The following is a 13,393-nucleotide window of genomic DNA, read 5'->3' on the forward strand; positions in this document are numbered from 1 at the left end:
GCCATCAGGCAGGGAGGCAGGATGAAAATAACCGGAATAGCCGTGGTACTGGCGGGGCTGTTATCCGCCCCGTTGTGGGCGGCGGACGACAACTGGCAGGTGCCTAATAACTGGCAGGTGGAAGGGGCCAACGGCGTGCTGAATATCAGCGGCGTGTTGAGCGAGGGGGCCTGCCGCCTGGCGATGGACTCTGCCGACCAAACGGTGCTGTTGGGAGTGACCCCGTTGGCTCAGCTGGCCCAGGTGGGGGCGCGTGCCGCGGCGACGGCGGTGACGTTGCGGCTGCGTGACTGCCTGCGTGGCAGCGGGGCCAGCCGCGATGAGCGCACCGGCAACCTGAGCTGGGGTCGGCAGCAGCCGGTGATGACCATGAGCTTTCTGGCACCGGCCGATGCGGACAATCCGCAACTGGTTAAGGTGCAGGGGGTCAGCGGCATCGGGCTGCGGCTGGTGGACAGCCAACAGCGAGATGTGCGCCTGGGCAGCCGGGGCACGCCGCAGTTTGTCAGCCCGGGCGATGAGGTGCTGGTGTGGTATGTGGCCGCAGAACGCACCCGCGCGCCGTTGCAGGCCGGTGCCTATCGCGCCACGTTGAATTTCCGCCTGAGCTATGAATGAGGGCCGCCATGAGAAGGATAAAAACGGTAGCCACACTGCTGCTGCTGACCGCACAGCCGGGCTGGGCCAATGAGCCGATCACCGTCAAAGGGGTGATCCAGACCATGAGCTGTGTGATCAACGGCGGTAAGGAGATCGACGTCGATTTTGGCAGCACCATGAAAACCACGCTGATCAACGGCAGCCAGTACAAAACCAAAGTGGCCTATACCGTCAGTTGCAGCGGCAACAGCAGCAATGCGCTGAAAATGCAGATTAAAGGCACCGCCGCCGGGTTTGACGCCACGGCATTGGCCACCGATAAAACCGACCTGGGGCTTGCGTTGATTAAGGGGGGCAAAAAACAGGCGATTAACGGCTGGTTCAACTTTACCTACCCAACGCTGCCAGTGCTGGAGATGGTGCCGGTGAAAAAGGCCGGCGCTACGCTGGCCACCGGGGATTTTAACGCGACCGCCACCCTCATGGTGGATGTGCAATAACGGGAAAACCGATGAAAACATGGACTGTGATGTTGGTGGTGGTGCTGATGTGTTGGCTGGTGGCCGGTGCGGCGCTGGCCGCCAATATGAAAATGCACGGCACGTTGGTGGAGCCGCCGGCCTGCACCGTCAGCGGTGGCAAAGAGATCGACATCGATTTTGGTAGCGCAGTGGGGGTTAACAAGGTCGACGGCACCAATTACCTGCAAACCATCAGCTACCAGGTGACCTGCCTGCCGGGGGCGGGGAGCTGGGGCCTGGGGTTGACCGTGACAGGTACCGTCAGCGGGTTCGATACCGCCGCGCTGCAGACTGACGTCACCGATCTGGGTATCCGGATGCTGCAAGGAAGTAAGGCCTGGCCGATCAATCAACGGCTGACGGGGGTGGATATCAATAAGCTGCCAATATTGCAGGCGGTGCCGGTGAAAAAACCGGGGGTGAAGCTGAAGGAGGGGGCGTTCAACGCCACCGCGACGCTGCTGGCGGACTATCAATAAGGGGAGCGCGATGAGCAAGCGAAGGAGGGTGCTGGCTGGGCTGTTGGCCTGCGGGCTGGCCAGTGGCGTGCAGGCGGCGACCGACATGAAACTCCATGGCACGCTGGTGGCGGAGCCCTGCGTGGTGGCCGCCGGTGACGATCAGGTGCTGCTGGATTTTGGCGAACTGACTAACAAAGACCTGTACAGCACGGGCAGAACCAAAGGCAAGGCTTTCCAGCTGCGGCTGACCGGTTGTGACCCGGCGATCGCCAAAGATGCGCGCGTCACCTTTAGCGGCACCGAGAGCAGCAAGCTGCCGGGGTTGCTGGCGTTGGACGCTGCCAGCCTGGCGGGTGGGGTGGCGATTGGGCTGGAAACCCCGGCGGGTGTGGCGCTGGCGTTGGACAAGGCCAGTGAAAAATACCCGCTCAAGGTCGGCAGTACGGTGATTGACCTGCAGGCCTATGTGCGTGCAGAGCCGCAGGCGATAACCGATAAAAGCCTGACGCTGGGCAGCTTTAGCACCGCGGCCACCTTTACGCTGGATTACCCGTAACACATTATTTATGGAAGGAATCATTGAATGCCAATACTGCGTTATATTTTATTTGGTCTTTTATTGTTAGTGAGTTCCCATACACAAGGGGCTAGCCTCAGCTATATCACTAAGGTGGAGGATAGTAACGCTGGCGCTAAAAATATTTGGTTTACCATTGCATATGCTGACGAAAATGATGCGACGCCTAACCCTTGCTACGGTGCTGCGTATTGCAAATACGCTTTTATGGTTGGCTCAAAAAGAAAGATAGGGGGCCGTTATGGCGGAATGTCAGGCTATAAGGCTATACGTGCAGAAGGTGCTAGAAATATTGGTGAGGTGATCACACTTTATAAAGCTCAGAGGGGGATTACATTTCCCTACTCATCGATGATGAGAAGTGGTGCATGGTTTACTATTGCTCAATATTCAACGGAATTGTCATGTTTTGGTTTGTACAGAATACTGAGCGAAGGGCTTAATTCGGTGGCAGTTGAACCGGTTGTCGGTGCCAGTTGCGGCATTGTTCCACTGCCGTTAGGGGCATGTAAACTGGTAGGGGATATTGTCCTCGATCACGGTACCATCAACAGCGATCGGGTTGATGGCAACCAGACTAGTACGACGGCTTATCTGGAATGCAATCAGGCTATGTCCATAAAAGTCACCGCTACGGGGATGGCGGCGCCAGATGTGACATTACGTGCCGACGGCAGTCTAAGTTCGTCCTTACAGGTCAACGGTATTGCGGGCAAAACAGGCGCCACTGTAGATGTGCCGGCCAATACCAGAACCCCTGTAAAATTTACCTCCGTGCTGAAAACCAAAGGCACCGTTGCCGCCGGGCCGTTTACCGGTTCAGGCACTGCAGTACTAATCGTTCCCTAACCCCGGATGACAATCATGGAACGATTGATCCTGACCCTAAATTGCCCCGACGGCTTTTATGCTGCCGGGGTGCGCCTGGCGCTAAGCGAACACCTGGCGGCAAAGGGCATCCGCCTGCAAACGGCGGCCGAGGCCGCGCATTACCCCTATACCACCCATCTGGTGCTGCTGGCGCCCGGCATCGCTGCGCCCGTGGGGCCGCGCCCAGCGCTGCATGACGCTGAGCCTATCAGCCCGCCCGATTGCCGCACCCTGCTGTGGCTGGACCCGCATGAAACGGTGGCGTCACTGCTGGCGCGGGTGGATGCGCTGTTGCAGCGGCGCACCCTGGCCTGGCGCTGCCCGGTGGCGGGCCTGCGTCGGCTCAGCCCGCAGGAACACCGGGTTTTGCGTTTGATCGGCCGGGGCTTGAGCTCGGTGGCGATTGCCCGCCAGTTGCATCTGCATGCCAAAACCGTGAGCGCCCACAAGCGCAACGCGATGAAAAAATTAAATATAACGCGCAACACGCAGTTGTTGCACTGGTTGCTAAATGGAGGAATCAAGTAATGAATGGGATGTGGAACAGCGCGATCAAACAGGGGTTACGGGCGGGGAAAATCCTGGCACTCGGGGCGCTGTTAAGCGGCTGCGCGGTGCCGCAGGGCAAAACCGGCCATAAGCCACTCACGCCAACGACGTTGAAAAGCACCACCCAGACACCGGCGGCAACGCAAAGTGCCAGTGAGGCCGAACGTTTGGCCCAGTGCCAGCGGGAATTGGCGGCGCTGCAGGTCGCTAGCCCGGCGCGCTATCAACAACGCAAGGCGGAGTTTGATCGCTTGATGGCTGGCGCGGCGCAGTACGGTGGCATTCGTACCTCGGTGAATACCGAGACGCAGGATACGCTGGATTCGCTCTATCGCTATAAGGTCGGTCGCCTGTGCGCAGAGATTTCTCAGGATGTACTGAGCGGGTTAATGGACACCGGGGAGCAGGGTAAATGAAGCTGAAGCGGCGGCACCCGCTGAGCGCAGCGGTGCTGCTGGCTTTGCTGTACGGCAGCCTGCCGTCCGCTCAGGGGCAAGAAACCCCCGCCACTCAGAGCGGTGGCATTCCGGCATTGTTGCAGTTTGCCGAACGTTATCAGGCTGCGCCGCCGCCGGTCAGCCCGCAGCAACGCGCCAGCGAAAAAAAGAAAAAGGCGGATGAAGAGCAGGCCCGGCAGGCGCAGGCGCTCAGTCTTAAACAGCAACAGCAGCGCCTGCAGGAAAAAGAGGCCCAGTCGCAGCAACAGCAGACACAGCTCAGCCAATTACGTCAGCAGGTTGCGACGCTGCAGGCCGAGCAGCAACGGGCCGTCCAGGCAACACCGGATCTGACCCCGTTGCTGCAACTGACGCAAGGGCTGAGCCGGGCCTGGCATGGCACGCCGACGGAACTGCAATTTCAACAGCGGCAACAAGGGTTGCAACAGCAATACGACGCCTTGCTGGCACGCGTCGGGCCTCTGGCTCAGCCGCAGGAACTGAACAGCCCGCAGGCCAGTCAATCCTATGCGGCTGGTGTGGCGTTGGGGAAAGATATCTTGCTGCTGCAGGCGGAGCGCCAGAACTGGGGCGCCAACACCGACAAAACCCAGGTGCTGGCGGGGGTGGTGGACGCCTTCAGCGGCGATTATCAGTTGTCGCAAACGGCGCTGGAACAGGCGTTGCAGGCCTCGGAGCAGCAGGTTAATCAGGCGCGGCAGCGCACCGTCAAGACGCAGGCGCAGCGTGGGCAGCAGTTTATGGCGGCGTTCCGGCAGCAAAAAGGCGCGGTTCAGGCGGAATCCGGCTTTTGGTACCGTATTGAAGCCGCCGGTAGCGGCCCAATCGCGCCGGACGCGATAGTCACGGTGGTGGTGAAAGAAACGCTGACCGACGGCACGGTGATCCAGGACATGGAGGCCAGCGGTGCACAGTTATCGCAGCCTCTGGCGGCCTATCCACCGCTGTTCCGCGAAGCCATCGACCTGCTGAAAAACCACGGTACCATCATGCTGGTGGTACCGCCGGAGATGGCCTATGGCGACAAAGGCTATGCGCCAAAGGTGCCGCCGGGTGCCACGATGATTTACACCCTGCGGGTGGCCGACGTCAGGGCTGCCAGTTAACACCCAGGCGGCGGATCGGCCCTGCGTGGCAGACGTATAAGATCGCCGCCTTCACCAATAAATTTTCTTTTTTATCGCCAACAATTATTAGCGTAAAAAAATAAGCTAAGCTTGTCCTGTAATCAGGTTAATAAAAGCTAACATTAGTCACAGGCTAACTTCGATTTAAATACAAACAACCATTAAATATCACATCTATTTAACACAAAAATCACCTAAAGAGACTACGAAACCATTGCGTAACATAACCACAAGATAATTATGAGAAATTGTGAGCTGAATCTGGAAATAAAATCCAGATAGGCTTAAATTGTTTCAGATCAAATTACGCCTGAATACCTCTTTGGGGGAAAATTTGACCTGTAACCCAAAGTCTAACCCACATCACGTAAAAACCTATTTATTGTGTGGGATTGGTCGAGTATCATCCATGCTGAATATGGATGGTTGATCTTGTTGCATTTGTTACCCGTTGTCGGTTTTCAGTGGTGTGTTTAGTGCACTGGCCAGTATGGCCCGCGTCGAATGCATGGTTGAAAGCGGAGAAGCTGGATCAAATTTTTGTTGTGTTTAAGGGCATTCACTGCGGGGCGTTACCGGTAGCTTCACCCGAGGTCATATCGATACCGCATGTCGGAGTCTTCCTGCGAGGAGCAAGGAGTCAAGATGTTTGATATTGTCGAACTGTCGCGCTTACAGTTTGCTTTAACGGCGATGTACCACTTCTTATTTGTCCCATTAACGCTGGGTATGGCGTTCTTGCTGGCAATTATGGAAACGGTATATGTACTGTCAGGCAAACAAATCTATAAAGATATGACCAAATTCTGGGGCAAGTTATTTGCAATTAACTTTGCTCTGGGTGTGGCCACCGGGTTGACCATGGAGTTCCAGTTCGGGACTAACTGGTCTTATTTCTCCCACTACGTCGGTGATATTTTCGGGGCCCCACTGGCCATCGAAGGTCTGATGGCGTTCTTCCTTGAATCGACGCTGGTCGGCCTGTTCTTCTTCGGCTGGGATCGTCTGGGCAAGGTGCAGCACATGGCCGTTACCTGGCTGGTGGCACTGGGCTCAAACTTCTCCGCGCTGTGGATCCTGGTCGCCAACGGTTGGATGCAGAACCCAATCGCCTCGGACTTTAACTTCGAAACCATGCGTATGGAGATGCTCAGCTTCTCCGAACTGGTGCTCAATCCTGTTGCGCAGGTGAAGTTTGTTCACACCGTGGCAGCCGGCTACACCTGTGGCGCGATGTTCGTTCTGGGTATCAGCTCTTACTACCTGTTGAAAGGCCGTGATCTGGCTTTCGCCAAACGCTCCTTCGCCATTGCCGCCAGCTTCGGTATGGCTGCCGTGCTGTCCGTTATCGTTCTGGGTGATGAATCCGGCTACGAAATGGGCGACGTGCAGAAAACCAAACTGGCTGCCATCGAAGCCGAGTGGGACACTCAACCGGCACCGGCTTCCTTTACCCTGTTCGGCATTCCGAACCAGGATAAAATGGAAAACTCCTACTCAATCCAAATCCCTTATGCGCTCGGCCTGATTGCCACCCGCTCAACAGATACCCAGGTCACCGGCCTGAAAGATCTGATGGCGCAGCATGAAGTGCGTATCCGCAACGGGATGAAAGCCTATGGGCTGCTGGAAGAACTGCGTAGCGGCAATACCGACCCGGCGGTACGCACCGAGTTCAATAAAGCCAAGCAGGACCTGGGCTACGGCTTACTGCTGAAGCGTTATACCCAGAACGTCACCGACGCGACGGAAACGCAGATCCAGCAGGCTACCAAAGACTCGATCCCACGTGTAGCACCGCTGTACTTCGCCTTCCGTATCATGGTGGCCTGTGGCGTGCTGATGCTGTTGATCATCGGTCTGTCGTTCTGGAGCGTGATCCGCAACCGTGTCGGCCAGAGAAAATGGCTGCACCGCGCGGCGCTGTATGGCCTGCCGTTGCCATGGATCGCGATCGAAGCCGGCTGGTTTGTGGCTGAATACGGCCGTCAACCCTGGGCGATTGGTGAGGTGCTGCCGACTGCGGTTGCCAACTCTTCACTGACTGCGGGTGACATTCTGTTCTCGATGGGGCTGATTTGCGGCTTGTACACCCTGTTCCTGGTGGCTGAAATGTACCTGATGTTCAAATTTGCACGTCTGGGTCCAAGCAGCCTGAAAACTGGCCGCTACCACTTTGAACAACCGACTGCCGCCGTGCAGGAAGCGCGCTAAACAGGAGTCCACGTATGTTTGATTATGAAGTACTGCGATTTATCTGGTGGGTCCTGATTGGCGTACTGCTGATCGGCTTCGCCGTCACCGACGGTTTCGACATGGGGGTCGGCATCCTGGTGCGCATTATCGGTAAAACCGATACCGAGCGCCGGGTGATGATCAACTCCATCGCGCCGCACTGGGACGGTAACCAGGTGTGGTTGATCACCGCCGGTGGTGCGCTGTTCGCCGCCTGGCCGATGGTCTATGCGGCGGCGTTCTCCGGTTTCTATGTTGCCATGATCCTGGTGCTGTCAGCCTTGTTCTTCCGCCCGGTCGGTTTTGACTACCGCTCGAAGCTGGAGAGCAGCCGCTGGCGCAACATGTGGGACTGGGGCATTTTCATCGGCAGCTTCGTGCCTGCGGTGGTATTCGGCGTGGCGTTCGGCAACCTGTTGCAGGGCGTGCCGTTCCATATGGATGAATACATGCGCCTGTTCTACACCGGCAACTTCTTCCAACTGCTGAATCCGTTTGGCCTGTTGGCGGGCGTGGTCAGTCTGACCATGCTGGTAACCCAGGGGGCGACTTACCTGCAGATGCGTACCAGCGGTGAGATCCACCTGCGTGCTCGTGCTGCGGCGCAGATCTCCACGCTGGTGATGGCGGTGTTCTTCCTGTTGGGCGGTATCTGGCTGGTGAAAGGCATCGACGGTTATGTGATTACCTCGACGCTGAACACCATGGCGGAATCTAACCCGATGCGTAAAGAAGTGGCTCATCAGGCCGGTGCCTGGTTGATCAACTTCAACAAGTATCCGCTGCTGTGGGCACTGCCTGCACTGGGCGTGGTGCTGCCGCTGTTCACGGTGCTGTTCTCGCGCATGTCGAAAGACGCGCTGGCGTTCGTGACCTCGTCGCTGACCATTGCCTGCGTGATCCTGACCGCCGGGGTGACCATGTTCCCGTTCGTGATGCCGTCAAGCACCGTGCCTAACATCAGCCTGACCATGTGGGATGCCACCTCCAGCCTGTTGACGCTGCAAGTGATGACCGTTGTCGCGGCGATCTTTGTGCCTATCGTTCTGGCGTACACCAGTTGGTCGTACTACAAAATGTTCGGCCGTCTCGATAAGAACTTCATCGAGAACAACAAGCATTCGCTGTATTAAGGATAGGGAGCTAAACCATGTGGTATTTTGCCTGGATTCTCGGAACGCTTCTTGCCTGTGCCTTCGGCATCATCACGGCGCTGGCGCTTGAGCACCACGAAGATTCAAAAGCACAGCAAGACGATAAGTGATGAGTTTGTCACTGACTGACAAGCTGTACGCTATCACTGACAAGGGCCCGGTCCGGGCCCTTTCACTGGTGCTGGCGTTGATTTTGGCGGGCTGTATTTTCTGGGATCCGACCCGCTTTGCGGCGAAGACCAGCTCGCTGGAGATATGGGAAGGTCTGCTGCTTATTTGGGCAGTGTGTGCCGGGGTGGTTCATGGCGTCGGGTTCCGACCGCAACGCACCCTGTGGCGAGCTTTTTTTGCGCCACTTCCGGCAATTGTGATCCTGGCCGCAGGATTACTTTACGTTTCTTTATAATCTCCGTTATATCCCCAAGTTATGGGCCATCGCGGCCCATAATTATTTTCGTTCCCCTGTTGTAACCCATTCCCAACCCGATCTGTCTTGCGTATAGTAGCACCGTTAAATCCATTGGCTTGGAAGTAGAGTGAGTAATACGTTGTTTCGATGGCCGGTTCGCGTTTACTACGAAGATACCGATGCCGGTGGGGTGGTCTATCACGCCCGCTATGTGGCTTTTTTTGAAAGAGCGCGCACCGAGATGCTGCGTCAACATAACTTTCATCAACAGCAGCTGCTCAGTGAAAATGTCGCTTTCGCTGTCCGGCGTATGACGGTGGATTACCTGGTTCCAGCTCGCCTTGACGATCTGCTGGAAGTACAGAGTGAAATCACCTCCATGCGCGGGGCTTCTCTTACGTTTGCTCAACGTATTGTCAATTCTGACGGAACTCTTTTGAGTCAGGCCGATGTGTTGATTGCATGCATTGATCCACACCAAATGAAGCCGATAGCGCTTCCTAAGTCTATTGTCGCGGAGTTTAAGCAGTGAATGAGATGAACATCCTAGATTTATTCTTGAAGGCCAGCCTGCTGGTTAAGCTTATCATGTTGATTTTGATATGCTTCTCAGTGGCTTCCTGGGCGATCATCATTCAGCGTACCCGCATCCTTAATGCGGCCACGCGTGACGCCGAGGCCTTTGAAGACAAATTCTGGTCTGGTATTGAGCTTTCCCGTTTGTATCAGGAAAGCCAGGCGCGCCGCGATAGCCTGACCGGCTCCGAACAAATTTTCCACTCTGGTTTCAAAGAGTTCGCTCGTTTGCACCGCGCTAACAACCATGCGCCTGAATCGGTGATCGAAGGCGCGTCGCGTGCTATGCGTATCTCGATGAACCGCGAGCTGGAAACGCTGGAAAACCACATTCCTTTCCTCGGCACCGTGGGTTCGATCAGTCCGTATATCGGTCTGTTCGGCACCGTGTGGGGGATTATGCACGCCTTTATCGCACTGGGTGCGGTGAAACAGGCCACGCTGCAAATGGTAGCACCGGGTATCGCCGAAGCACTGATCGCAACCGCCATCGGTCTGTTCGCCGCTATCCCGGCCGTTATGGCCTATAACCGCCTCAACCAGCGCGTCAACAAGCTTGAGCAGAATTACGACAACTTTATGGAAGAGTTCACCGCTATTCTGCATCGTCAGGCCTTCTCCAGCGACAGCAAATAAGTAGGAGGTAGCATGGCGAGAGTTCGTGGACGTAATCGGCGCGAGCTGAAGTCCGAAATTAACATAGTTCCGTTGCTCGACGTGTTGCTGGTGCTGTTGCTGATCTTTATGGCAACCGCGCCGATCATCACCCAGAGCGTAGAGGTTGATCTACCGGACGCCACCGATTCCAAAGCGGTGTCCAGCAGTGATAACCCGCCGGTGATCCTTGAGGTTTCTGGCGTGGGCCAATACACCATGGTGGTGGATCACGACCGCATGGAACTGTTGCCGCCGGAGCAGGTTGCAGCTGAAGCCAAGGCGCGTTTAGCGGCCAACCCGAAAACGGTCTTTTTGATCGGTGGGGCGAAGGAAGTTCCGTATGATGAGATTATCAAGGCATTGAATATTCTCCATCAGGCGGGCGTCGCTTCCGTGGGGCTGATGACCCAGCCAATCTGACCCTGAGGTCAGTGGCAACCCGGTTCCTGTGCTGCGGTGCAGGAACCCCGTATAAGCAACACCAGTTTTTGGGAATCTATTTTGGTAAAGGCAACTGAGCAAAACGATAAGCTGAACCGCGCCGTTATTGTTTCGGTCGTTCTGCACTTTGTATTGATTGCCCTGCTGATTTGGGGATCGCTGCAAGAAAACGTCGAAATGAGTGCCGGCGGTGGCGGCGACGGTTCGGTCGTCGGTGCAGTGATGGTCGATCCTGGAGCAGTGGTGGAGCAGTACAACCGCCAGCAACAGCAGAGTAACGACGCGCAGCGTGCTGAAAAGCAGCGCCAGAAAAAAGCGGAACAGCAGGCCGAAGAACTTCAGCAGAAGCAGGCGGCGGAACAACAGCGCCTGAAAGAGCTGGAGAAAGAGCGTTTGACCGCGCAGGAAAAAGCGGCCCAGGACGCGAAAGAACAGGCTGAACAGCAGAAGCAGGCCGCAGAGCAACAGAAACAGGCGGCAGAGCAACAAAAGCAGGCAGCTGAACAGCAAAAAGTGGCCGAGAACGCCGCGGCGAAAGCCAAAGAACAACAGAAAGTAGCGGAAGCTGCCGCCGCCAAGGCGAAGGCCGAAGCGGATAAGGTAGCCAAAGCACAGGCCGACGCGCAGAAGAAAGCCGAGTCCGAAGCCAAGAAAGAAGCTGCTGCAGCCGCTACCGCCAAGAAACAGGCGGAAGAAGCGAAGAAAGCCGCGGCTGCTGAAGCGGCAGAGAAAAAAGCTGCTGCCGACGCAGAGAAGAAAGCGACAGCTGAAGCCGAGAAAGCTGAGAAAAAAGCGGCGGCTGATGCCGAGAAGAAAGCGACCGCAGAGGCTGAGAAAAAAGCCGCTGCTGCTGAAAAGGCGGCTGCCAAGAAAGCCGCTGATGCCAAGAAGAAAGCGGCCGCTGCAGCAGCTGCAGAATCGGCTGACGTTGCAGATCTTATGGGTGGCCTGGCGGACGGTAAAAACGCGCCGAAAGGCGGCGGTAAGCAGAAGGGTGACGGTAAACCGGCCGGTCAGGGCAATGCCAAGACCGTAGGTGACGGCGGTGCTGATATGAACGGTTATCAGGCACAGATTCGCACAGCGATTCAGAATAAGTTTTATGACGCCAGTTCATTCGCCGGTAAGACCTGCGACTTACGCATCAAGCTGGGGCCCGATGGCTTTTTGATTGACGTGAAAGCGGTGGGTGGCGATCCTGCTCTGTGCCAGGCGGCAGTAGCCGCAGCGAATCAGGCGAAGATTCCTAAACCGCCAAGTGACGCTGTTTATCAGCACTTTAAGAATTCGACCCTTGTATTCAAACCGTAATAACGGTTGATTAGCTAAGTCATATCGCAGGGATGTACTAAGGTAACCAACAGGGATTATGTAGTTTTGTTTGAGTTGGTTTGTTAAAATTCTGCTAATTTATCGCAGGCATTCCGCCTGGATAAGGGAGATGAGATGAAGCAGGCATTTCGAGTTGCGTTAGGTTTTTTGATTCTGTGGGCATCCGTTCTTCACGCGGAAGTTCGCATTGAAATCACCCAAGGGGTCGACTCCGCTCGCCCGATTGGCGTGGTGCCGTTTAAATGGGCGGGTCCAGGCACGCCTCCGGAAGATATTGGCAAGATTGTCGGCGCAGATCTGCGCAACAGCGGCAAATTCAACCCAATTGACGTGGCGCGCATGCCGCAGCAACCGACCACCGCGTCTGAAGTGACGCCGGCGGCCTGGACTGCATTGGGCATTGACGCGGTCGTGGTCGGTCAGGTGCAACCTGGTGCAGACGGCGGTTACCTGATCTCTTATCAACTGGTTGACACTTCAGGTTCCCCAGGTACCGTTCTGGCGCAGAACCAGTATAAAGTGACCAAACAATGGTTGCGTTATTCTGCTCACACCGCCAGTGACGAAGTGTTTCAGAAGCTGACCGGTATCAAGGGCGCATTCCGTACCCGTATCGCATACGTAGTGCAGACTAACGGCGGGAAATTCCCGTACGAACTGCGCGTAGCGGATTACGACGGCTACAACCAGTTTACGGTACACCGTTCACCAGAACCGCTGATGTCCCCGGCCTGGTCGCCGGACGGCAGCAAACTGGCATACGTGACCTTTGAAAGCGGCCGTTCTGCGCTGGTGGTACAGACCCTGGCTAACGGTGCTATCCGTCAGATCGCTTCGTTCCCGCGTCACAACGGGGCACCGGCGTTCTCACCGGACGGCAGCCGCCTGGCCTTTGTACTGTCCAAAAGCGGTAGCCTGAACCTGTACGTGATGAATCTTGGCTCTGGCCAGATCACCCAACTCACCGACGGGCGCAGCAACAATACCGAACCGACCTGGTTCCCGGATGGGCAGTCTCTGGCCTATACCTCCGATCAGGGCGGCAGACCGCAGATTTATAAAATCAGTGCCAGTGGCGGCGCGTCACAGCGTCTGACATGGGAAGGCTCTCAGAATCAGGATTCTGAAGTCAGCTCTGATGGTAAATTCCTGGTGATGGTGAGTACCAACGGTGGTGCTCAGCATATCGCCAAACAAGATCTCGGATCGGGTGCAGTTCAAGTTTTGACCAACACCTTCCTGGACGAAACGCCTAGTATTGCGCCAAATGGCACCATGGTGATCTATAGCTCCACGCAAGGTATGGGCTCCGTGCTGCAACTGGTATCGACTGATGGGCGTTTTAAAGCGCGTCTTCCGGCAACTGATGGACAGGTCAAAGCACCTGCCTGGTCGCCGTATCTGTGATGCATGTGTAAATATGTAT

17 protein-coding genes are annotated in these 13,393 nt (G+C 56.2%); all 17 read left to right on the forward strand.

The annotated features are described in order from the left end of the window. The first annotated feature begins 21 nt into the window (after window positions 1-21). The 17 genes from QOT07_RS06240 to tolB all read left to right on the forward strand — a co-directional run bounded on the left by QOT07_RS06240 (window position 22) and on the right by tolB (window position 13,374). Entirely contained in the window at window positions 22-618 is a 597-nt protein-coding gene (locus tag QOT07_RS06240) for a fimbrial protein (protein WP_283602729.1), read from the forward strand. 8 nt (window positions 619-626) lie between these two features. Beyond that, a complete protein-coding gene (locus tag QOT07_RS06245; protein WP_283602731.1) occupies window positions 627-1,100 on the forward strand; it encodes a fimbrial protein in 474 nt (157 codons plus the stop codon). Between the two features lie 11 nt (window positions 1,101-1,111). Continuing rightward, window positions 1,112-1,600 (forward strand): fimbrial protein, encoded by a 489-nt coding sequence (locus tag QOT07_RS06250; RefSeq protein WP_099065138.1) that lies wholly within the window; start codon window positions 1,112-1,114, stop codon window positions 1,598-1,600. A 10-nt stretch (window positions 1,601-1,610) separates the two neighbouring features. After that, on the forward strand, window positions 1,611-2,138 hold the full coding sequence (locus QOT07_RS06255) for a fimbrial protein (protein ID WP_207976071.1): 528 nt from the start codon (window positions 1,611-1,613) through the stop codon (window positions 2,136-2,138). Between the two features lie 27 nt (window positions 2,139-2,165). After that, window positions 2,166-3,008, forward strand: coding sequence for an MrpH family fimbial adhesin (locus tag QOT07_RS06260; RefSeq protein ID WP_283602732.1), 843 nt, complete (start codon window positions 2,166-2,168; stop codon window positions 3,006-3,008). Window positions 3,009-3,023: 15 nt separating this feature from the next. Then, complete coding sequence (locus QOT07_RS06265; RefSeq protein ID WP_283602733.1) at window positions 3,024-3,557, forward strand: helix-turn-helix transcriptional regulator; 534 nt, start codon at window positions 3,024-3,026, stop codon at window positions 3,555-3,557. After that, entirely contained in the window at window positions 3,557-3,994 is a 438-nt protein-coding gene (locus tag QOT07_RS06270; protein ID WP_207976064.1) for a hypothetical protein, read from the forward strand. The genes QOT07_RS06265 and QOT07_RS06270 overlap by 1 nt, the downstream gene beginning before the upstream one ends. Beyond that, a complete protein-coding gene (locus QOT07_RS06275; RefSeq protein WP_283602734.1) occupies window positions 3,991-5,142 on the forward strand; it encodes an FKBP-type peptidyl-prolyl cis-trans isomerase N-terminal domain-containing protein in 1,152 nt (383 codons plus the stop codon). The genes QOT07_RS06270 and QOT07_RS06275 overlap by 4 nt, the downstream gene beginning before the upstream one ends. A gap of 666 nt (window positions 5,143-5,808) precedes the next feature. Then, window positions 5,809-7,377, forward strand: a complete 1,569-nt coding sequence (gene cydA / locus QOT07_RS06280) for a cytochrome ubiquinol oxidase subunit I (protein ID WP_174353178.1) — start codon at window positions 5,809-5,811, stop codon at window positions 7,375-7,377. Between the two features lie 14 nt (window positions 7,378-7,391). Further along, complete coding sequence (gene cydB, locus QOT07_RS06285; RefSeq protein WP_085115627.1) at window positions 7,392-8,531, forward strand: cytochrome d ubiquinol oxidase subunit II; 1,140 nt, start codon at window positions 7,392-7,394, stop codon at window positions 8,529-8,531. A 17-nt stretch (window positions 8,532-8,548) separates the two neighbouring features. Beyond that, window positions 8,549-8,662, forward strand: a complete 114-nt coding sequence (gene cydX / locus QOT07_RS06290) for a cytochrome bd-I oxidase subunit CydX (RefSeq protein WP_012005708.1) — start codon at window positions 8,549-8,551, stop codon at window positions 8,660-8,662. Further along, window positions 8,662-8,958, forward strand: coding sequence for a cyd operon protein YbgE (gene ybgE, locus QOT07_RS06295; protein ID WP_012005709.1), 297 nt, complete (start codon window positions 8,662-8,664; stop codon window positions 8,956-8,958). The genes cydX and ybgE overlap by 1 nt, the downstream gene beginning before the upstream one ends. Before the next feature lie 130 nt (window positions 8,959-9,088). After that, entirely contained in the window at window positions 9,089-9,493 is a 405-nt protein-coding gene (gene ybgC / locus QOT07_RS06300; RefSeq protein WP_085115628.1) for a tol-pal system-associated acyl-CoA thioesterase, read from the forward strand. Further along, on the forward strand, window positions 9,490-10,173 hold the full coding sequence (gene tolQ / locus QOT07_RS06305; RefSeq protein ID WP_006324117.1) for a Tol-Pal system protein TolQ: 684 nt from the start codon (window positions 9,490-9,492) through the stop codon (window positions 10,171-10,173). Before ybgC ends, tolQ begins: the two co-directional genes overlap by 4 nt. Window positions 10,174-10,185: 12 nt before the next feature. Beyond that, window positions 10,186-10,614, forward strand: a complete 429-nt coding sequence (tolR, locus tag QOT07_RS06310; protein ID WP_085115629.1) for a colicin uptake protein TolR — start codon at window positions 10,186-10,188, stop codon at window positions 10,612-10,614. 81 nt (window positions 10,615-10,695) lie between these two features. After that, window positions 10,696-11,946, forward strand: a complete 1,251-nt coding sequence (gene tolA, locus QOT07_RS06315) for a cell envelope integrity protein TolA (RefSeq protein WP_219015618.1) — start codon at window positions 10,696-10,698, stop codon at window positions 11,944-11,946. 135 nt (window positions 11,947-12,081) lie between these two features. Further along, window positions 12,082-13,374: a Tol-Pal system beta propeller repeat protein TolB gene (tolB, locus tag QOT07_RS06320; protein ID WP_099065144.1), complete on the forward strand. Its 1,293-nt coding sequence runs from the start codon at window positions 12,082-12,084 to the stop codon at window positions 13,372-13,374. Window positions 13,375-13,393 lie beyond the last annotated feature (19 nt).

Source organism: Serratia proteamaculans, from assembly GCF_949794035.1.
Classification (GTDB): domain Bacteria; phylum Pseudomonadota; class Gammaproteobacteria; order Enterobacterales; family Enterobacteriaceae; genus Serratia; species Serratia proteamaculans.